The organism is Vibrio sp. SCSIO 43097 (assembly GCF_023650755.1).
Classification (GTDB): domain Bacteria; phylum Pseudomonadota; class Gammaproteobacteria; order Enterobacterales; family Vibrionaceae; genus Vibrio; species Vibrio alginolyticus.
In genome coordinates this window covers 835,328-854,992 of the sequence record NZ_CP071840.1, presented here as the reverse complement: position 1 = coordinate 854,992, position 19,665 = coordinate 835,328, and the positions used below count along the sequence as shown (strand labels likewise).

The following is a 19,665-nucleotide window of genomic DNA, read 5'->3' as shown; positions in this document are numbered from 1 at the left end:
GCGACGTTCGCAGGCTTTTTATAATGGAGCTGTGTGAGGTAACCGTTTTCTACGGTGTGTAGTATGTTGCTGCGCCAGGGCCTACTGGTAAACCAAATACGAATACCCATAGGTAGAAGAGCACACTCCAACCTACAATGAAGCAGATTGAGTAAGGTAGCATGGTCGCGATCAGCGTACCGATACCTAAGTTCTTCATGTAACGAGTCGCTACGGCAAGAATCAAACCAAAGTAGCTCATCATTGGAGTAATGATGTTTGTCGTCGAGTCACCAATTCGGTAAGCAGCCTGAATCGTTTCCGGTGCATAACCAACAAGCATCAACATAGGAACAAAAATCGGAGCCGTTACTGCCCACTGTGCCGATGCCGAACCAATCATTAGGTTAATAAAGCCACACATCAGGATGAAGGCAAAGAACAACATTGGACCAGTTAAGCCAATTTCTTGCAGGAAGCTAGCGCCAGCAACCGCGAATACCTGACCGAAGTTAGTCCATTTAAAGAAAGCAACGAACTGAGCCGCAAAAAAAACTAATACAATGTACATGCCCATAGAAGACATAGATTTCGCCATTGCATCAATTACATCGCGATCCGTCTTCATCGTGCCAACAACTTTACCAAACACAAAGCCTGGAATAGCAAAGAACACAAAGATGAATGCCACGATACTTTTCAGGAATGGTGAACCTGCAATTGTACCTGCATCAGAACGTAGAATGCCGTCTTCTGGAACAACCGTCCAAGCAAGCAGCGCTGAAACAACCAGTACAGCAACACCTGCTAGTTTTAGGCCTTTCTTCTCAATGTCTGTTAAGCCACCCATTTTGTCGTTCGACAAATCTTCTGAGGCTTCTTCTTCACTGTATTTGCCAAGCTTTGGCTCAACAATTTTTTCAGTAACAAACGCACCTGTGATTGCAATGAAGAATGTCGACACAAACATGAAGTACCAGTTAACTTCTGGACCAACAGTGTAAGTTGGGTCAATCATTTGCGCCGCCGTTTCAGTAATGCCTGACAACAGCGGGTCAACCGTACCAATAAGTAGGTTTGCTGAGTAACCACCAGATACACCAGCGAACGCCGCAGCAAGACCGGCAAGTGGATGACGACCTAAAGAATGGAACAGCATTGCAGCCAGTGGAATAAGTACCACATAGCCAAGCTCTGATGCCGTATTTGAAATGATACCCGCGAAAACGACCGTCACTGTTACCATGCGTTGAGATGCACCCATTACTAAGCCACGCATTGCTGCAGATAGCAAGCCTGAGTATTCAGCAATAGCAACACCCAACATCGCAACCAATACCGTACCCAAAGGTGCAAAGCCGACAAAGTTTTTCACTAGATTGGTAACGATTAGTTCAAGGCCATCAGCGTTAAGCAAGCTAACGACATGAATCATGCCATCCGCGGCACGACCTTTTGCACCCTCAGGACGAGGATCAACTACGGAAACTTCGAAGTATCCTGCAATACCCGACATCACCAGAATGGCTAAACAGAAAATGGCAAATAGTGTGATCGGGTGGGGTAATAAGTTCCCCAAATATTCGACAGTATCCAAAAAGCGCGTAAACAGCGGCTTCTTAGGCGAGTTTTGTTTAATTGAATCAGATGAACTCATCTGTTCCCTCCTTGTTTTTATTCCTATGCAAATGTGACAAAAATGTCAAAAAGCGTGCGAAGGGTACTTGAGTAGAAGGTCAAATAAAAGCCCTAAATGTTACAAACTGTGACAAACAGAGGCATTTATAACCAACATTGAATAAAAATGTAGATATTTCATCCATGTAAGATAATTAAATCAACATTATCAATTAAACAAAACCATAAGTTAGATATATGCAGGTTGATTACTTTTGCACAGCTTTGAATCTCGGGTTCGTTTTACAAATGACATAAAGACGCCCTCTCCGTTTTACAATCTGGCAATCCGGATGACGACTTTTTGCACTTTTTAATGATTTTACTACCTTCATGATTTATTCCTTTTCGCTCTTAAATTGACCAAAACGACGGTTGAAGTTCGCAATGCGACCTTCGGTTTGTACAACGCGCTGTTTACCGGTGTAGTACGGGTGAGAAGCTGACGACACATCTAACGTAAAGTAAGGGTAAGTTTTGCCATCTTTCCATTCTATGGTTCTCTCCGTTTTCAACGTAGAACCAACGACAAAGTACTTATCTACACTGGTGTCGTGGAACACCACAGGACGATATTCAGGGTGGATTCCTGGTTTCATAATACTTTTCCTTTTAATTGAATTGTTATGTTATAACATTTTAATTAATAATCATTATCAACAAGAAAAGCAAGAGAAATTTGTGATACTTTTCATCTCAATGAATTCTTAAAGATGTCCACCATGTATTCCATCGAACCCATCGGCGTCATTGAGACACCGTACAAAGAAAAGTTTGCAGTTCCGCGCCAACCACGCTTAGTACCAGAGGCTAAAGCACGCGTAAAACTGTTAGGTGCAGCAAATAGCCCTGAAGCAGTGCGTGGGCTAGAACAGTTCTCTCACGTTTGGTTGTTGTTTCTATTTGATCAGAATCTGGAAGCTGGTTGGAAACCAACTGTACGTCCGCCACGATTAGGCGGCAATGAACGAATTGGTGTCTTTGCCTCGCGCTCGACTTTCCGTCCAAACGGAATCGGAATGTCAGCCGTTGAAGTGAAAGGAGTCACTAAGCAAGGCGATCAAATCTATCTTGATTTAGGCAGTGTAGATCTCGTGGATGGGACACCGATTGTGGATATTAAGCCTTATATTCCCTATTCGGATTCTATTTCGGAAGCACAAGGCGGATACGCAGACCAAGAACCAGAAAAGTCACAAGTCACCTTTTCTGCTCAAGCATTAGCAACGATAGAAAATCGACCCGATACTGACTATGTAAGATCAGTCATTGAACAAGTTCTGGCACAAGATCCTCGCCCTGCATATAAGAAAAACAAGCCGGACGACAAAGAATATGCGGTAAATTTGTTCGACTTGAACGTAAAGTTCACAGCAACAAGCAACTTAATAACGGTTACCGCTATTGAAAGCTTTTGACAAACGCAATTGGCTGATATTATAGACGGCTAACAAATTTCCCTTTAGGGAACTCCCATACTCCTGCTTATTCAAGCTTGAGTATCTAACTTAAATAAACGGATAAATTTAATGCGTACCAGTAATTATCTTCTTTCTACTCTGAAGGAGACTCCAAACGACGCAGAAGTAGTGAGCCACCAGCTCATGCTACGTGCAGGTATGATCCGTAAGCTGGCTTCAGGTTTATACACCTGGCTACCTACTGGTCTACGTGTACTGCGTAAAGTCGAAAACATCGTTCGTCAAGAAATCGACAATGCAGGCGCAGTCGAAACTTTGATGCCCGTTGTTCAGCCGTTTGAACTATGGGAAGAGACAGGCCGCAGCGAAAAGATGGGTCCTGAGCTACTTCGCTTTACTGACCGTCATGTTCGTCCGTTTGTACTTAGCCCAACCGCTGAAGAAGTGATCACTAGCCTTGTTCGCAATGAAGTGAGCTCTTACAAACAGCTTCCGCTAAACCTGTACCAAATCCAAACCAAATTCCGTGACGAACGTCGTCCACGCTTCGGTGTAATGCGTTCACGTGAATTCTCAATGATGGATGCGTACAGCTTTGACATTGATAAAGACGGCCTACAAAAGTCATACGACGCAATGCACGATGCTTACTGTAAAGCATTCGATCGCATGGGTCTGGATTACCGTCCTGTACTTGCAGATAGCGGTGCTATCGGTGGTAGCGGCTCTCAAGAGTTCCACGTACTGGCTGAAAGCGGCGAGGATATCATCGCATTTTCTAGCGAGTCAGATTACGCGGCAAACATTGAAAAAGCAGAAGCACTAGCTCCAGCCTCTGAGGCTGCGGCACCAACACAAGAAATGACGTTGGTTGATACGCCAAACGCGAAAACAATCGCTGAATTGGTTGAGCAGTTCGAACTACCAATTGAAAAAACAGTGAAAACACTGTTTGTGAAAGCATCTGACGAAGTTGATGCGCCAATCATCGCGCTTATTATTCGTGGTGATCATGAACTGAACGAAGTGAAAGCAGAAAACCTTCCTCAGGTTGCAGCTCCACTGGAAATGGCATCTGAAGAAGAAATTCGTGCGCTTATCGGTGCAGGCCCAGGTTCACTTGGCCCTGTTGGCCTTAAACTGCCGTTCATTGTTGACCGCAGCGTTGCGGTAATGAGCGACTTCGGTGCGGGCGCGAACATCGATGGCAAACACTACTTCGGTATTAACTGGGGTCGTGATGTAGAGCTTGGCCAAGTTGAAGACCTACGTAACGTTGTGGAAGGTGACCCAAGCCCATGTGGCAAGGGCATTATCCAGCTTAAGCGTGGTATCGAAGTTGGCCATATCTTCCAACTAGGTAACGCTTACTCCGCAGCGATGAACTGTGGTGTACTGGGTCCTGATGGTAAGAACGTCATCCTAGAAATGGGTTGTTACGGTATCGGTATCACTCGCGTAGTAGCGGCTGCTATTGAACAAAACCACGACAAATACGGCATCATCTGGCCAGATGCAATCGCACCATTCCAGGTAGCGATCGTTCCAATGAACATGCACAAGTCAGAAGAAGTGAAAGAAGCCGCTGAGAAATTGTACGCTGAGCTAACAGCAATGGGCATCGAAGTGCTATTTGACGACCGTAAAGAACGCCCAGGCGTAATGTTCTCTGACATGGAGCTTATTGGTGTACCGCATACCATTATTATCGGTGACCGCTCAATGAAAGAAGGCAACTTCGAATACAAGAACCGTGCTACTGGTGAGAAAACAGCAGTCGCAATGACTGACATTGTTGAGCACGTAAAAGCTCAACTAAAGTAAGCACTAGACGAGTTCGCATTTGAAGTAGTTTCAAATAGTTAAAAAGGGTTGGCTTCGGTCAGCCCTTTTTATTACAGCTCAACGCCCCCCTCCACCTTTTTCGAACTATTCACTTTGTTAATCTTTGGTTCAGCTTCTTGCTATTAAACTGATTTCATCATCTAAAGGAGGTCAGTTATGGATTTAAAAAGTCTTCTAAACCAAGCACTCAAATCAGATTTACTTAAGCAAGGTGCAGATGCATTGGGCAAACAAACCAACAACATCAAATCCTCATCAAATTCAAGTAGCCTAAAAACGCTAGGAGCAGGTGCTGTAGGCGGAGGCCTCATCGGTATGTTGATGGGCTCAAAGAAAAGTAAAAAAATGACTAAAAAAATAGGGTCAAGCGCATTAAAAGTCGGTGGCGCAGCTGCGCTTGGAGCCTTGGCCTACAAAGTGTATAACGACTGGCAAGCCAAGCAATCCGGTCAAGGTGTTCAAGAAACCTTTGACCCCGATGACAGTAAACACAGTGTCTTAATTTTAAAAGCAATGATTGGAGCTGCAAAAGCTGATGGTCACGTTGATGAAGAGGAAATGGCTCGCATTGAACAAGCTCTCGCGGATATGGGCGCAGATGAGCACGTTCGTCACCTCGTTCAGCAAGAGTTAAACAAACCGCTTGATCCTGCTGAAATTGCTAATCAGGCGACCTCTCCTCAACAAGCGTCAGAAATTTACCTAGCGTCTTTGATCGTCGCTGATGAACAAAACTTTATGGAAAAAGCGTATCTGCAAGAACTAGCAAAACAACTTCAACTTTCACCAGAAGTCACTCAGCAGTTAGAAGCACAAATGCAGTGATTAAATCTCGCTCAAGCAAACCTTCAACTTGAGCCAAAACAACTCTGTACTTTGAGTTTCAAATCCGCTGTGTGTATATTGAGATAAGTTATCATTTAGTGGAAAGAAAACATGCAAGTATACGGCTGTTGTGAACTGGTTCGTGAGCTTTATGCTCAGATTGGTAGTGGCGATCAAGCTTATATTCCCCAAGCAATTTCATGTGCAGTTAAAGCACTGAACGATGTTGCAGCGGATGAGTCCCTGCCTAAAGAAGTGCGTGAAAAAGCGGCATTTGCTGCGGCAAACCTACTGATTTCAGATTTTGAGGATAAGTAATGAATCTAGCGAACTTTGAATCCATGGATCCTGTCATGCTGATGAGCATTGTGAATATGAAGCTACGCGACGACTTCGGTGGTGACTTAGATAAACTGGTGGCTTTCTTCGATATCGAACGCACAGCACTGGAGACAAAACTGGCTTCTGCTGGTTTTGACTTTCTTCCAGAAGCAGGACAATTCCGTTAATCCACACCATGCTTGGCGGATAACCGAAACGAGAATAACCAATATGAAAAAGGGCTTGATGAGTTACCATCAAGCCCTTTTCTTTTATTCGATAGGCGTCTCGGTTAGCCAAATGAAGCCCAGATGACTGTCGCCACAAGAATTGGACATACAAACTTCACATACGCAGGCCATAACTTACCAAACCAACCTTGCGTAAACTCCGGGCAACCTTGCTCAAGCTCTTTGATTTTTGAGTTGCGATTCCATACCCAACCACCAAATAAGCAGAATAAGAGCGCAGCGGTTGGTTGTAGATACTGAGTAGCAACCGTCGCGACCATACCAAACAGAGCGCCAAAGTTATAAACAATCACCACACTGAACAAGGCAATGAGACCACCTAAAACCCAGCTCGTTGCGCTGCGCTTAGTATTGAAGCGCTCACTCACTAAAGCCACTGGACACTCTAACATTGAAATGGAGGACGTTAGCGCCGCAATCGTCAGCAATAAGAAGAACACAATAGAGAACAATTGACCAAGCAAACCTAAACTATCAAACATTAGTGGCAATACCGTAAACACTAACGTATCTGAGCTTAATAGAGAGCCATCTTCTGCATAGATTTGAACGCCCTTTTGCATTGCCACAAACATCGCTGGCATCACCACTAATCCTGCAATGAAAGCAACGGCAGTATCTACCATGGTCACGTTCATCGCCATCTTTGGTAGGTTTTCTTTCTTACTCAAGTAAGATCCGTAAATCAACATTGAGCAGCCACCGATCGTAAGCGAGAAGAAGCCCTGTCCCATTGCAGCAAGAATCAACTTGCGGTCCCATACCTTTTCAAAATCCGGCACTAGGTAATGTTTCAGACCTTCCATCGCACCGTTTTGCGTCATGATGTAAGCAAATAGCAGAGCAAACAGAACAAACAATGCTGGCATCAAACGTGTGGACCACTTCTCAATACCTTGTTTTACGCCACCTTGTACGATGAGAATCGTCAGTACATAAAAAGTAATGGTTCCGAACAAGTTACGTTCAACACTAAAGCCCTTTAGCCATTGAGTTGCAGCTTCTAACCCCATTAGATCTGTGATTGCACCCAGTAAAAAGCAGATCAACCAACCACCAACAATTGAATAAAACGCTAAGACAGCGCTTGGTACGCTTAAACCAATCCAACCCACAATGCCGCCGAGCTTTTTACCGGCAGGGTTATCTGTGATTGCACGCATACTGTCTACAGGGTTGGCTTGACCATGGCGACCAATCGCCATTTCAACCACCAGCATCGGAAATGCGACGATAAGAATCATCACCAAATAAACTAATAGGAAAGCACCGCCACCATTACTGGCTGCTTGAGTTGGGAAGCCCCAAATATTGCCAAGGCCAACTGCGGCACCTGCGGCAGCTAAGATGAACCCGAGACGAGAGCCAAAATGCTCGCGAGGCTGAGAAGAGGTTTGCTGTGTCATACTACTCACACAAAAATATCATTGAACTAGCTAACTAGTACACTATAGCAATATTCACTATTCAACAAGAGCACCTCGGTTAAATCCTCGACAGTTGAAACAATTTGTAGTCATTCAGCTTGTAAATTTTAACGTACATCTCATATTCATCGCTCAAAAGCCTCGCGACTGTTGTTCGTTTTACGTGGCTGAATTTTACCAATCCTTCTGCCGTGAAGTGAGCCGAAAAATAATGAGCTCTGGTGTAAGGGACGAACTGTTCCTCGTGATACTGTGTCGAAAAGCAGAATATTGTGCTTCGCTTTTTCCCCCTAATGTCTATTTATCAGCTAGTTATTACTCTGTTCTCATTTATACCCATGATTCAAGGAGAGGAAAATGAAGGTCACCCTACTTCACGGAGCGATGGTTGTAGCACTCAGCGCCAGCTACCAAGCTCAAGCCTATAACTGTCAAAGTCTACCCGACTGGGACAGCACTGCGACTTATACATCGGGCGCTTTAGTAAAAACGCAAGGAGCCGCTTATGAGGCTGCATATTGGACGCAAGGCAATGATCCCGTGACCAACTCAGGATCTTGGGAAGCATGGAAAGCGTTAGGGCAATGTGATGGTGGAAGCAACAATTTATCACCAACGGTGTCGTTCTCCTCTCCAATAAACAACGCACAAATTCCCGAAGGCAGTGCGATCACTTTGTTAGCCAACGCAGCTGACGAAGATGGCCAAATCACACAAATTGAGTTTGTTGCAGGCAACCAAACCGTTGCTGTGGTAGCTCAAGCACCATTCGAAGCTTCTTGGACAGCTATTGAAGGGATCTCGCAATTGACCGCAATTGCGACAGATAATGAGGGAGCTGTTAGCACCACGACGATTTCTATCCAAGTTCAACCACAAGTCGAATTACCGCCACCAAGCATTTCATTGACAAGCCCAGTAGGCACAGAAGTGCTTAATGTAGGCGATAACCTAACCGTAGCCGCTCAAGCTGACGATATTGATGGTGTGGTCACACAAGTTGAGTTCTTCGTAAACAATCAATCTGTCGCCATTGATACTAGCGCACCTTACGAATATCAATGGACCGCTAGTCCAGGTACATACTCGTTCAAAGCACAAGCGACTGATGATACAAACCTCGCAACGATGAGCCAAGAAGTAGCGCTGGTTATTAGTAATTCAGAAACCGGAACGGGCGGATGTCCAGATGCAGTACCTTATGTGGCAGGCACAAGTTATCAAGCTGGCGACCTGGTTTCTCACTTCAACCAAAAATATCGTTGTGATGTTGCTGGTTGGTGCTCCTCGGATGCGACATGGGCTTACGAGCCTGGTGAAGGGCTATACTGGCAAGATGCTTGGAGTGGCCTAGGTGCTTGTTCGACACCACCGCAAGTTACCATTACGGCACCAACGGATGGACAAGTCGTGCTCGCTGGCAGCAATAACGAAATCACGGCAAACGCAAGCGATGCTGATGGCACAGTCACGCAAGTTGAGTTTTTTGCGAACAACACCAGCTTAGGGGTCACCACTCAAGCGCCATATTCCGTTACTTGGAACGCCACACTTATTGGCGCTAACCAGCTTAAAGCCGTCGCAACCGATAATGATAACAACACGTCAGAGTCCCTGGTTGGTGTGGAAGTCAGCGATAAAGATTTGGTCGTCTCTCTGACTTCACCAAGCAGCGGTCAGACCACCGGATTAGGCAAAAGCCTCGCATTAAGCGCCGATGCAACGTCTTTAACTTCAGGCATTAAACACGTTGATTTCATGATCAACGGCTCTATTGTTGCAACCGATACCACGGCACCTTACACAGCCAACTGGACACCAACTGCACTTGGTAACTTTACAGTTAGCGCCCAAGCTGTGGATTTGTCAGGAAGCAATGCATTGTCTGACGCCGCAGCAATAACGGTGGTTGAGCAAGTAGATAAACGCCATAAACTCATCGGTTACTGGCACAATTTTGTAAATGGAGCGGGCTGTCCAATTCGTCTAGCAGATATGGCAGATGCTTGGGATGTGATTGATATTGCCTTTGCTGAAAATGATCGCAACAGTGATGGCACCGTGCACTTTAATCTATATTCAGGCGATATTTACAGCGATTGTCCAGCACTCGATCCAACACAATTCAAGCAGGACATGGCAGCGCTTCAAGCTAAAGGTAAGAAGTTTGTTCTCTCTCTTGGCGGCGCAGAAGGCACGATTACGCTGAATACCGACCAAGATGAAGCCAACTTTGTCTCTAGCCTAACAGGTCTTATCGCTGAGTGGGGCTTTGATGGTCTAGATGTGGATTTAGAGAGTGGTTCTAACTTAGTTCATGGCTCGCAAATTCAAGCTCGCCTTGGTCGTGCTTTGCTTCAAATAGAGCAAAACATGGGTGGCGATATGTACCTAACCATGGCGCCTGAGCACCCTTATGTTCAAGGCGGCTATGTGGCTTACAGCGGTATTTGGGGAGCTTACATTCCTGTGATAAACGAGACACGCAGCACGCTCGACTTGCTTCACGTCCAGTTATATAACAACGGCGGTTTGCCAAACCCATACCTGCCAGGCAGTGCACCAGAAGGCTCTGTGGATATGATGGTAGCGCAATCTAAAATGCTTATCGAAGGTTTTGAGTTGGCCGACGGCACTCAATTTGCACCATTGCGCGATGATCAAGTCGCAATCGGTTTACCTTCAGGTCCTAGCTCGGCAAATTCAGGGCAGGCTCCAACACAGAATATTATCAACGCACTAGATTGTTTAACCAAAGGCACTTCATGTGGCACCGTTAAACCAGCGTACCATTACCCGAATTATGCAGGGGTAATGACATGGTCTATCAACTGGGATCAGCATGATGGCTTTAACTTCTCAAAACCTGTCGGCGATAAACTCACCGAGATGAATACGCAATAAGCTATCAAAGAACAAGCGAGTAAAACGCAAATATCGTCTTGTTTCCATTACTTATTCAAGTATGTAAAAACGAAAAGAGAGCACAATCGTGCTCTCTTTCTTTATCTCATTGAGTTTTTTACTTTTTAATGAGTAATTAAATCGTAAATACTCGGTAATCTTTTAGCTCAGGGATTTTCTTCAACAGATCGTCTTCTTGTCCTGCCATGTCATCCAGCGAATCGCACAAGTCTTCTGCTTGTTGTTCTACCTCTTTCGAATGCTCAGCTAAACGCTCTTCTAATTTCGCGCTGAGTTCAGCCATACTCTCCGATAATGCAGTGAGGTTTATTCCCCCCTCTTCCTTCATTTTTTTCGATAAAGCATCCAACGAACTCGCTAAAAACTCTTTATTGAAGATCTCTTGTGCTTTTGCAAAGTCTTCAGTCCACCCTTGTGTCATGGACTCAAAACTTTCCGCTGGTAGAATGAAATCGCCATCTTTGTAGTAACGTGATTCAACATCAGCGAAAAAGTCCTGTACTGCGACTTTGACGTTATCAAACGCGCCAGGTGCGTCTAGGCTTTCCGCGACATCATCGATGATGTCATTTGCAAGCGCTAAACCATCACTCGCCAACTGCTTTGCTTGTGGAATATACGCGTTCATTTTTTCGCGATAGTCTTCAATTGCCGCTTTTTGGTCGGCATTGAGTTCAATTAACTCACCTTTGATGAATAGATTGTTATCTTCATCCACGACAGCTTTATCACCTGTCGTTTGGCGAATTTCCAAGCTTTGCCCATCCATACGGACTTCATTATTGATGTCCACACGACACTGCGCTGCATAACCAGTAGCACTGACCATCAGCAATGAGAGTGTAAAAAGCTTTTTCATGTCATTCTCTTTTATTTAACATTACTCGTGTTAAACATAACACTGAGTGATACATGAGATGTCAGCAAATCGTCACGACTTCGTAACAAGTTGTTTTATCTCCTATTTTTACGTCAACCTCATCACCTTCTTCTTTTCCGAACAACGCTCGACCCAGAGGAGATTTAGCTGTTAAGACAAAGACTTCCTGAGCCTGATATTGAACAGTCAAACCACCAGAGCAAGGGCCTACAAAGAAGTGCTTTTCGATCAAGTTCTCATCTGCGAGAACAACGTAAGCGCCAACACCAACAGGCGCATTCTTAAAGTCGCGAGTCACTAAAGAACGATATTGACGCAATTCCTCTTCACTATCTTGGATTCGCATGGCTTGTCCATGAGCAAGATACGCGGCTTCAAGTGCTAACGTATCGTACTTATGCTCGGGAACAGTTTCTTCATCTGTCGCGGCATCAATGGCTCGCTGAGCCGATGCATGGGCCACTTGAAGTTTTTCTTCCAGATGTTGGATGATAATTTGGACTAAGTCAGCTTTGTTCATACTTTTAGGACGCGCGTTTGGCACTCAGGGTGTGTTAATGTACCTAAGTTTACCATCAAAGAAAGGTTTCCCTATTATGCAAAGTGACTCGCTGCATCAAACACTTCAATCCGTATTTGGTTTTGGCTCATTACGCCAAGGTCAGCAACCCGTTATTGAAGCCGTTATGAATGGTTACTCTGCTGCGGCAATCTTTCCTACAGGCTCGGGGAAGTCACTCTGTTATCAACTACCTGCAACCATATTACCCAACCTTACGTTGGTGATCTCTCCGTTGTTGGCGTTAATGAAAGATCAACTGAGCTTTTTACAAAGTAAAGGAATCGCGGCCGCTTCTATCGATAGCAGTCAAAGTAGAGAAGAAGCACAAAAGGTCATGGCTGGCGTGAAAAATGGACAAATCAAAATCTTGATGATTTCTGTTGAGCGACTAAAAAATGAGCGTTTTCGTGAATTCATTCGCCAAGTACCGATTTCTTTGATGGTCATTGATGAAGCGCACTGTATTTCCGAATGGGGGCATAACTTTCGTCCAGACTATCTCAAACTACCGCAATATCAACGTGAACTGAACATCCCACAGTCTTTACTTCTCACCGCAACGGCAACGCCTGCAGTTATTGAAGACATGCAAAAAAAGTTCGATATTGCCAGTGAACATATTACCGTTACAGGCTTCTACCGCTCTAATCTGGATATCTCGGTCATCCCGTGTGAGGAAACAAAGAAACAAGAACAGCTCAGTGAGATCATCGCCTCTTCACCTAAGCTTCCGACCATCGTATACGTGACGCAGCAGCAAACAGCAGAACGAGTAGCAAAGTCATTAATCCATATTGGCATTAACGCTCACGCATACCACGCTGGCATGAAAAGCGACGTTCGTGAACAAATCCAACAGCAGTTCATGGATGGCCAAATTGACTGTATTGTTGCAACGATTGCATTTGGTATGGGGGTCGATAAATCTGATATTCGCCGCGTCATTCACTTCGACTTACCCAAATCAATCGAGAACTACGCACAAGAGATTGGACGTGCAGGCAGGGACGGGCAACGCTCTGAGTGCATTCTGCTAGGCAATACGTCCGGCTTAACGGTGTTGGAGAACTTTGTCTATGGTGACACACCAGAATTTACGTCAATTAACTATGTAGTCGAGCAAGCGAAAGAACATGCTCCACAATGGGAGGTAGTGCCACTGCGTTTGTCGCGTGAAAGTAATATCCGCCAATTGCCACTCAAAACCTTGTTGGTTTATTTGGAGCTACATAACGTCATTGAAGCAAAGTACAGTTACTTTGCGGAATATCGGTTTAAGTTTTTGCACGATCAGCAATTTATTGTGAATCAATTTCAAGGCGAGCGACGTCAATTTGTGGAGGTTATTTTCTCCTGCTCGCAAAAAGCCAAAGTATGGTGCCAAGTTGACCTAGAAGCGCTATGGATGAACTATCAATCGGAACGCAACCGAGTTGTCGCAGCGCTCGACTATTTTCACCAGAACGGCTGGATAGAACTAGAGAGCAAACAACTGACGGACGTGTACTCAGTTATGCCAACCAAACAGAGCTCGGATGTTTTAATCCAACAACTGTCTGAACTGTTCCAATCCAAAGAAAGCAAAGATATCGAAAGAATCCACACCATGCTGCACTTGTTCCAGTCCGAGCACTGTTTGAGCTCACAATTGGCGAACTACTTTGCGGATCACGATGCACCAAAGCAATGTGGTCACTGCTCCGTGTGTCGTGGTCACGTCGCCACATTCACAGCACCAGAACCTGAAGATATTGAACAATCTCAAGTATCGATATGGGCGCAGGAGTTTATTCAGCTTTCCCCATCGGCCATCAGTAATGATGCCGTTGCTCGCTTCTTGTGCGGAATCAGCACTCCTTTGATTAGCCAGCTAAAAGCCTCAAAGCTAGCAGGTTATGGTGCAATGGCAAACGTAAGTTTTGAGCAGGTATTAACGCAGGTAGAAACGGTAAGGGCCTAAAAAAAGCTCAATTGACGCGCTTGGTCTTCGGGCTTGAGCATCACGTTCAAGCCTAAAAGGCGAATTTCCCGTCCATTTTGGCGTTTAAGAATATCTCTTAGCAAGATCTTGAAGTCCTCAAGCTCTAATTGCGGATGGATGTGCTCAATTGTTGTCAGTTGAAAATCGGCAAATTTGACTTTAATACCTTGTTTAATAATCGACTTATCTGGGCTTGCACGCTCTAAACGTTTCTCGAGTTCAGGATAAAGTTTCTCCTCAATCACTTGCCAACATTCACCATAGGTTGCGATGTTCTGGCTGAATGTCCTTTCCACACCGACGGACTTTCTCTCGCGCTCAACAACGACTTCTCGATTATCAATTCCATGGCTTCGCTGCCATAAGGAGGCACCCTGACGACCAAACTGCCTCAACAACTCTCGATAGTCACTGTTTTTAATGTCCTCACATCGATAAAAACCGGCTTGGTGGAGCTTCTCAAGACTCACCTTCCCCACGCCAGGAATATTCTCTAACGGAAGACTATCGATAACCTCTTGGACTTTCTCTGGCGGAATCACAAACTGACCGTTGGGCTTGTTCATGTCTGACGCGACCTTGGCAAGAAACTTAATCGGAGCAATGCCCGCCGATGCCGTCAACCCAAGTTCACTCCAGATATCACGGCGAATTGACTCTGCGATCAACGTTGCGGAGCCACGGCAAGCTGTCGAGTCCGTGACATCGAGGTATGCTTCATCCAATGAGAGAGGTTCAATGATAGGCGTATAACGCTCAAAAATAGCACGAATCTGCTGAGAGACTTGCTTGTATACATGCATTCTACCGGGCACAACCAACAAATGAGGACAGAGTTGCAGCGCGCGCGCCGTTGACATTGCACTGCGAACACCATATTTACGCGCATCATAATTACAGGTGCTAATCACTCCACGCTGCTTTTCATGTCCGCCAACAGCGAGTGCAATGCCACGGTAACTGGGGTTATCTCTCATCTCTACGGCAGCATAAAAACAATCCATATCGACATGAATAATTTTTCTAATTCGATCTGACATAGCCATCAAAGCACTGTTCAAAAAAACAGTATAAATCAAATCTACCTGAAGAGAAATGGGCGTGTTTAAGCGAACGTCAATCTCGAAGCATTACGTCCAATTGATCGACCAATTCGGCCCAATCTGCATCTTCTTCGATGGCTTGTTTTAGAAAGTTCGCCTGTGACATCGTCCAAAAGCTAGCTTCATGTAAAGGCGCAGAATCTCTTTTGTGTCGATGTTGATTAATAAAATCTTTCATTTCTTGAGGAGAGCTACCGAGGCCCAGTTGTTGAAATAGCTCAGCCATACCATGTTGATGCATTTCCATACTACTTTCTCCCTACGTTAGCTAAACATAATTATATAACTAAGACAGGAATAATGATGTGATGTTAACGGATGCGTGTCAAACATTTGAGTAGTTGTTCTACTTTTGGTTGACATGTGTTTTTTGATGGCGATAAGTTTAATTTTAGTTATCATTGATTTTAAACAATTAATTTTGGGGACTGCGCTTGAGTAATAAGATTCTGGTTGTTGAAGATAGTCGTGCATTTAAAAACTTTCTTTGCCAAACAATAAGCCAAGTTGGTTATGAGGTCATCGCAGCGGAAAGCTACGCGGAGGCAAAGAACTTGTTATCTTCAGCACAGGACCTCTTCTGTGCGGTTTTAGACTATTGTTTACCGGATGCTCAAGATGGCGAGATTATTGACCTCGTTTTGGAACATGGTCATCGTGTCATTGTTTTAACGGCTCGATTTCAAGAAGACACTCGCGAAAAGATGCTTGCAAAAGGTGTCCTCGACTATATTTTGAAAGACAGCATGGCGTCCGTTTCCTATCTATTACCACTCCTCAAGCGACTAACCAACAATCAACAACACAAATGTTTAGTCGTTGATGATTCACACACCGTAAGAAGACACATTGCCCAACTTTTGGAGCATCAATATATTCAGACGTTGGAAGCTGACAATGGGCAAAAAGCCCTAGAGCTTGTCGAGCAAAATCCAGATATCACTCTCGTTTTAACCGACCATGATATGCCCGTTAAAGATGGCATTACTATGGTGCGTGAATTACGTCGGAAGTGGGATAAAAATCAATTAGCCATTCTCGGCTTGTCGGGTAGTAACTCTAAGACCATGACGGCTAGGTTTCTAAAAGCAGGGGCCAATGACTTTTTATACAAGCCATTTAATCAAGAAGAATTTTTTTGCCGTATTCACCAACTGTTAGATATCAAAGACGCAACATCTGAACTGTTTAAAATGGCCAATCAAGATGCGCTAACGGGCTTATGGAACCGCCGCTTTCTGTTTGAGCAACCCCATGTAGAAAACGCTCAAAGAAACATCGCGATGCTTGATATCGATTTCTTTAAGCAAGTAAATGATACACACGGACATGAGGGCGGCGATGCAGTGTTAGTCATGATAGCGAATATTCTAAAAATCTATTTTCCAAATGATATTGTCGCTAGGCTTGGTGGCGAGGAGTTTTGTATTCAAGCCAGTGGCGACTATGACGGCTTTCTAACACGCTTAGAACAAATGAGACAGCGCATAGAAAAAACGCCAATAACTTATTTGGACAAAAACATTCTTGTGACCGCGAGTATTGGTGTAAGCAACATCGAGGGGGAGCTGGAACAACAAATAAAAGTGGCGGATGAGCGACTTTACATGGCCAAAGAGAACGGACGTAACCAAATCATTTCTTCGTCCTAATGACTATCAGTGTGGTCTTGCTCTGTAACATGAGAGAAAGAAACAACAAAACACGGTATTGGGCTCTTTCTCGGACATCTGAGCTTTGGTTAGCTGCCTAAAAATAAAGCTCAGCAGAACGCTGAGCTTTATCACTTTCTTAGTACGATTAACCAATACTAAGCAATTCTATCTTTTTCCCACGCCGCCAATTTCTCAGCACGCGCAGCCTCGCGCGCTTCACGTTTTTTACGCGCATCGCAGGGTTCTGGACAATTACACACTTTTTCGATGCCAACTGCCCCTAAGCCACCACAGCTACCTTTCACGACTTTCTTTTGGAAAATGTATCCGACAGCCATTGCAGTGATTACCGCGACAAACACAGCAAAGGTAATTAGAAATGTATTCATAAAAACATGCTCACTTCTGTTGTTATTTCTTCATGAATGGCTTGTATGCTTCCGAAGCCAACTCTTTAAAACCATCTTCCGTTTTCACAATCATGAAAACAGGAATATTATTTTCGTTCGCAATTGCCATGCCTTTGTCTTCACCTAGCACCATAAGACCAGTTGCAAGACCATCAGCAGTCATCGACGATTTATCTAATACCGTTACAGACACCACTTTATGATGAATTGGTTTGCCTGTTCGTGGATTAATAATATGAGAGTATCTCACACCATTACTCTCAAAGTAATTACGATAGTCACCACTTGTTGCAATTGCCATGTCGCCTGGTTCAATAATTTCTTGAATTGAACGTTCATCAACGGTCGGTTTTTCAATTGCGATACGCCAAGGCACACCTTCACGATTGACACCTTTGAGACGCATTTCACCGCCAACTTCGACCATAAAGTTCTGTACCCCTTCAGATTGAAGGTAGTCAGCAACCACGTCAACCCCCCAACCTTTCGCAATCGTCGATAGGTCGACGTACAAGTTAGGAAGGTCTTTGGACAGTGTATTACCATCAACAGATAGGTGGTGAATACCGGTATTTGCTTTGCGAGCAGCGAGTTCTTCATCGGTTGGAACTACATCTGGACGAGCTTCTGGACCAAACCCCCACAGGTTAACTAGAGGGCCGACCGTCACATCCAATGCACCTAAAGTAAGACCGTTAAGGCGAATTGCTTCTTTCACTACCGTTGCAGTTTGTGTCGAAACTGTAAATGGCTCGCTCGTTTGATGCTGATTAAAACGACTTAACTCTGAGTCGTCACGATAGGTCGACATTTGGTCATTAACCTCTTCCAATAAGCGATCAATTTCTGTCTGCATCGCTTTTGGCGTTGGAATACCATCTTGCTCGATATACTTGATGTTGTAAGAAGTCCCCATGGTAGGGCCACTTAAATGAATTTGATCGGCAGGCTGCTCACAGCCAGCCAAAATCAATAGAGAAGCAAATGCAACAAGCCACTTTTTCACTTGTTAACTCCCAATGTTGTTGAATTGATATGGGAAATAGGATCAATCCTTTCAATCCGATTACCTATATCAACTGTTGAGTATCAGTTTTATGTCTATAAAAAATAATGGCTAGCTCTCTTGGAGAGCTAGCCATAGATTCAATCACTTGGAGGAATTAACCACCGAAGTCATCTAGTAGGATGTTTTCATCCTCTACACCTAGATCTTTTAGCATGCCGATTACAGCAGCGTTCATCATAGGTGGACCACACATGTAGTATTCACAGTCTTCTGGCGCTTCGTGATCACGTAGGTAGTTCTCGTAAAGAACGTTGTGAATAAAGCCAGTGTAACCATCCCAGTTATCTTCTGGAAGTGGATCAGACAGTGCACAGTGCCATACGAAGTTGTCATTCTCAGCTTGTAGCATATCGAAGTCTTCTACGTAGAACATTTCACGCTTAGAACGTGCGCCGTACCAGAAAGACATCTTACGCTTAGAGTGCAGACGCTTAAGTTGGTCGAAGATGTGTGAGCGCATTGGAGCCATACCAGCACCACCACCAACGAATACCATTTCTGCATCTGTATCTTTCGCAAAGAACTCACCAAATGGACCAGAAATAGTACACTTGTCGCCTTCTTTTAGAGACCAGATGTACGAAGACATGATGCCTGGTGGTACGTCTGGGTTGTTCGGCGGCGGAGTTGCGATACGAACGTTAAGCATGATGATACCGTGCTCTTCTGGGTAGTTAGCCATAGAGTATGCACGAATGGTCTCTTCATTAACTTTAGACTCGTAACGGAAAAGGTTGAACTTCTCCCAGTCTTCACGGTATTCCTCAGGAATATCGTAGTCTGCGTATTTCACGTGGTGAGCAGGAGCTTCAATCTGGATGTAACCACCAGCACGGAAAGGTACTGATTCGCCATCTGGAATTTGTAGCTTAAGCTCTTTGATGAATGTCGCTTTGTTATCGTTAGAGATAACAGTACATTCCCACTTCTTAACGCCGAAGATTTCTTCAGGAAGCTCGATATCCATGTCAGTTTTCATTGCAACCTGACACGCTAGACGCTCACCTTCACGCGCTTCACCTTTAGTAATATGGTCAAGCTCGGTTGGTAGGATGTCGCCACCACCTGATTTAACTTTTACGCGACACTGACCACATGAGCCACCGCCACCACAAGCAGAAGATACGAATACGCCAGCACCTGCTAGAGCACTCAGTAGCTTACCACCTGGTTGTGTAACGATCGCCAGAGAAGGGTCATCGTTCACAGAAATTGTAATGTCACCTGTTGGTACAAGCTTAGACTTAGCGAAAAGAATCACTAGTACTAGTGCTAGTACGATCAGAGTAAACATCACTACACCAAGAATAATGTCCATTGACTATTCCTTAATT

The 19,665-nt window shown here is 44.6% G+C and carries 19 protein-coding genes; 8 read left to right on the top strand and 11 right to left on the bottom strand.

Annotated elements, in window-relative coordinates; all coding sequences use genetic code 11:
• Positions 1-49 precede the first annotated feature (49 nt).
• The 3 genes from J4N40_RS04050 to J4N40_RS04040 form a co-directional block, all read right to left on the bottom strand.
• Positions 50-1,636, bottom strand: a complete 1,587-nt coding sequence (locus J4N40_RS04050; RefSeq protein WP_005380301.1) for an AbgT family transporter — start codon at positions 1,634-1,636, stop codon at positions 50-52.
• Between the two features lie 229 nt (positions 1,637-1,865).
• A complete protein-coding gene (gene ykgO, locus J4N40_RS04045) occupies positions 1,866-1,991 on the bottom strand; it encodes a type B 50S ribosomal protein L36 (protein ID WP_005380299.1) in 126 nt (41 codons plus the stop codon).
• Positions 1,992-1,994: 3 nt separating this feature from the next.
• Complete coding sequence (locus J4N40_RS04040) at positions 1,995-2,255, bottom strand: type B 50S ribosomal protein L31 (RefSeq protein ID WP_005380295.1); 261 nt, start codon at positions 2,253-2,255, stop codon at positions 1,995-1,997.
• 123 nt (positions 2,256-2,378) lie between these two features.
• Between J4N40_RS04040 and tsaA the strand changes: the two genes are divergently transcribed.
• The 5 genes from tsaA (at position 2,379) to J4N40_RS04015 (ending at position 6,256) form a co-directional block, all read left to right on the top strand.
• On the top strand, positions 2,379-3,074 hold the full coding sequence (tsaA, locus tag J4N40_RS04035; protein WP_025768239.1) for a tRNA (N6-threonylcarbamoyladenosine(37)-N6)-methyltransferase TrmO: 696 nt from the start codon (positions 2,379-2,381) through the stop codon (positions 3,072-3,074).
• 111 nt (positions 3,075-3,185) lie between these two features.
• The gene (locus tag J4N40_RS04030) at positions 3,186-4,901 is read left to right on the top strand and encodes a proline--tRNA ligase (protein WP_005380292.1); all 1,716 of its coding nucleotides are present in this window, start codon (positions 3,186-3,188) and stop codon (positions 4,899-4,901) included.
• Positions 4,902-5,078: 177 nt separating this feature from the next.
• Positions 5,079-5,747, top strand: coding sequence for a tellurite resistance TerB family protein (locus J4N40_RS04025; protein ID WP_005380291.1), 669 nt, complete (start codon positions 5,079-5,081; stop codon positions 5,745-5,747).
• A 111-nt stretch (positions 5,748-5,858) separates the two neighbouring features.
• Complete coding sequence (locus J4N40_RS04020) at positions 5,859-6,065, top strand: YaeP family protein (RefSeq protein WP_005391765.1); 207 nt, start codon at positions 5,859-5,861, stop codon at positions 6,063-6,065.
• Positions 6,065-6,256 (top strand): DUF4250 domain-containing protein, encoded by a 192-nt coding sequence (locus J4N40_RS04015; protein ID WP_005380289.1) that lies wholly within the window; start codon positions 6,065-6,067, stop codon positions 6,254-6,256. Before J4N40_RS04020 ends, J4N40_RS04015 begins: the two co-directional genes overlap by 1 nt.
• A 104-nt stretch (positions 6,257-6,360) precedes the next feature.
• On the opposite strand, the gene J4N40_RS04010 is transcribed toward J4N40_RS04015, so the two are convergent.
• A complete protein-coding gene (locus tag J4N40_RS04010; protein ID WP_005391763.1) occupies positions 6,361-7,725 on the bottom strand; it encodes a sodium-dependent transporter in 1,365 nt (454 codons plus the stop codon).
• A gap of 378 nt (positions 7,726-8,103) precedes the next feature.
• Between J4N40_RS04010 and J4N40_RS04005 the strand changes: the two genes are divergently transcribed.
• Positions 8,104-10,650 carry an Ig-like domain-containing protein gene (locus J4N40_RS04005; RefSeq protein WP_250654378.1) on the top strand — a complete coding sequence of 849 codons (2,547 nt, stop codon included), beginning with the start codon at positions 8,104-8,106 and terminating at the stop codon, positions 10,648-10,650.
• 136 nt (positions 10,651-10,786) lie between these two features.
• Here the strand turns inward: J4N40_RS04005 and J4N40_RS04000 are convergent, their stop codons facing one another.
• A complete protein-coding gene (locus J4N40_RS04000; protein ID WP_171346135.1) occupies positions 10,787-11,530 on the bottom strand; it encodes a YggN family protein in 744 nt (247 codons plus the stop codon).
• Between the two features lie 61 nt (positions 11,531-11,591).
• Positions 11,592-12,071: a GreA/GreB family elongation factor gene (locus tag J4N40_RS03995; RefSeq protein ID WP_053306727.1), complete on the bottom strand. Its 480-nt coding sequence runs from the start codon at positions 12,069-12,071 to the stop codon at positions 11,592-11,594.
• 76 nt (positions 12,072-12,147) lie between these two features.
• On the opposite strand from J4N40_RS03995, the gene J4N40_RS03990 reads away from it, so the two are divergent.
• Positions 12,148-14,073 (top strand): RecQ family ATP-dependent DNA helicase, encoded by a 1,926-nt coding sequence (locus J4N40_RS03990; RefSeq protein WP_171346137.1) that lies wholly within the window; start codon positions 12,148-12,150, stop codon positions 14,071-14,073.
• On the opposite strand, the gene dinB is transcribed toward J4N40_RS03990, so the two are convergent.
• Positions 14,070-15,134: a DNA polymerase IV gene (dinB, locus tag J4N40_RS03985; protein WP_025998728.1), complete on the bottom strand. Its 1,065-nt coding sequence runs from the start codon at positions 15,132-15,134 to the stop codon at positions 14,070-14,072. The two genes, J4N40_RS03990 and dinB, sit on opposite strands and share 4 nt — an antisense overlap.
• Positions 15,135-15,210: 76 nt before the next feature.
• Positions 15,211-15,444, bottom strand: a complete 234-nt coding sequence (locus J4N40_RS03980) for a DUF2789 domain-containing protein (protein ID WP_005380277.1) — start codon at positions 15,442-15,444, stop codon at positions 15,211-15,213.
• Positions 15,445-15,631: 187 nt separating this feature from the next.
• On the opposite strand from J4N40_RS03980, the gene J4N40_RS03975 reads away from it, so the two are divergent.
• Positions 15,632-16,849, top strand: a complete 1,218-nt coding sequence (locus J4N40_RS03975; protein WP_171345836.1) for a response regulator — start codon at positions 15,632-15,634, stop codon at positions 16,847-16,849.
• A gap of 158 nt (positions 16,850-17,007) precedes the next feature.
• Here the strand turns inward: J4N40_RS03975 and nqrM are convergent, their stop codons facing one another.
• The 3 genes from nqrM to nqrF all read right to left on the bottom strand — a co-directional run bounded on the left by nqrM (position 17,008) and on the right by nqrF (position 19,649).
• Entirely contained in the window at positions 17,008-17,241 is a 234-nt protein-coding gene (gene nqrM, locus J4N40_RS03970) for a (Na+)-NQR maturation NqrM (protein ID WP_005380273.1), read from the bottom strand.
• Between the two features lie 22 nt (positions 17,242-17,263).
• Positions 17,264-18,268 (bottom strand): FAD:protein FMN transferase, encoded by a 1,005-nt coding sequence (locus J4N40_RS03965; RefSeq protein ID WP_005380272.1) that lies wholly within the window; start codon positions 18,266-18,268, stop codon positions 17,264-17,266.
• Positions 18,269-18,425: 157 nt separating this feature from the next.
• A complete protein-coding gene (nqrF, locus tag J4N40_RS03960) occupies positions 18,426-19,649 on the bottom strand; it encodes an NADH:ubiquinone reductase (Na(+)-transporting) subunit F (RefSeq protein WP_005380271.1) in 1,224 nt (407 codons plus the stop codon).
• Positions 19,650-19,665 lie beyond the last annotated feature (16 nt).

Bases quoted from the DNA above. Each gene is read 5' to 3' on its own strand.
- ykgO (WP_005380299.1), bottom strand. From the start codon at position 1,991: ATGAAGGTAGTAAAATCATTAAAAAGTGCAAAAAGTCGTCATCCGGAT.
- J4N40_RS04030 (WP_005380292.1), top strand. From the start codon at position 3,186: ATGCGTACCAGTAATTATCTTCTTTCTACTCTGAAGGAGACTCCAAAC.
- J4N40_RS04010 (WP_005391763.1), bottom strand. From the start codon at position 7,725: ATGACACAGCAAACCTCTTCTCAGCCTCGCGAGCATTTTGGCTCTCGT.
- J4N40_RS04000 (WP_171346135.1), bottom strand. From the start codon at position 11,530: ATGAAAAAGCTTTTTACACTCTCATTGCTGATGGTCAGTGCTACTGGT.
- nqrM (WP_005380273.1), bottom strand. From the start codon at position 17,241: ATGAATACATTTCTAATTACCTTTGCTGTGTTTGTCGCGGTAATCACT.
- J4N40_RS03980 (WP_005380277.1), bottom strand. From the start codon at position 15,444: ATGGAAATGCATCAACATGGTATGGCTGAGCTATTTCAACAACTGGGC.
- nqrF (WP_005380271.1), bottom strand. From the start codon at position 19,649: ATGGACATTATTCTTGGTGTAGTGATGTTTACTCTGATCGTACTAGCA.
- J4N40_RS04020 (WP_005391765.1), top strand. From the start codon at position 5,859: ATGCAAGTATACGGCTGTTGTGAACTGGTTCGTGAGCTTTATGCTCAG.
- J4N40_RS03990 (WP_171346137.1), top strand. From the start codon at position 12,148: ATGCAAAGTGACTCGCTGCATCAAACACTTCAATCCGTATTTGGTTTT.
- dinB (WP_025998728.1), bottom strand. From the start codon at position 15,134: ATGTCAGATCGAATTAGAAAAATTATTCATGTCGATATGGATTGTTTT.
- J4N40_RS03995 (WP_053306727.1), bottom strand. From the start codon at position 12,071: ATGAACAAAGCTGACTTAGTCCAAATTATCATCCAACATCTGGAAGAA.
- J4N40_RS04050 (WP_005380301.1), bottom strand. From the start codon at position 1,636: ATGAGTTCATCTGATTCAATTAAACAAAACTCGCCTAAGAAGCCGCTG.
- tsaA (WP_025768239.1), top strand. From the start codon at position 2,379: ATGTATTCCATCGAACCCATCGGCGTCATTGAGACACCGTACAAAGAA.
- J4N40_RS04005 (WP_250654378.1), top strand. From the start codon at position 8,104: ATGAAGGTCACCCTACTTCACGGAGCGATGGTTGTAGCACTCAGCGCC.
- J4N40_RS04040 (WP_005380295.1), bottom strand. From the start codon at position 2,255: ATGAAACCAGGAATCCACCCTGAATATCGTCCTGTGGTGTTCCACGAC.
- J4N40_RS04025 (WP_005380291.1), top strand. From the start codon at position 5,079: ATGGATTTAAAAAGTCTTCTAAACCAAGCACTCAAATCAGATTTACTT.
- J4N40_RS04015 (WP_005380289.1), top strand. From the start codon at position 6,065: ATGAATCTAGCGAACTTTGAATCCATGGATCCTGTCATGCTGATGAGC.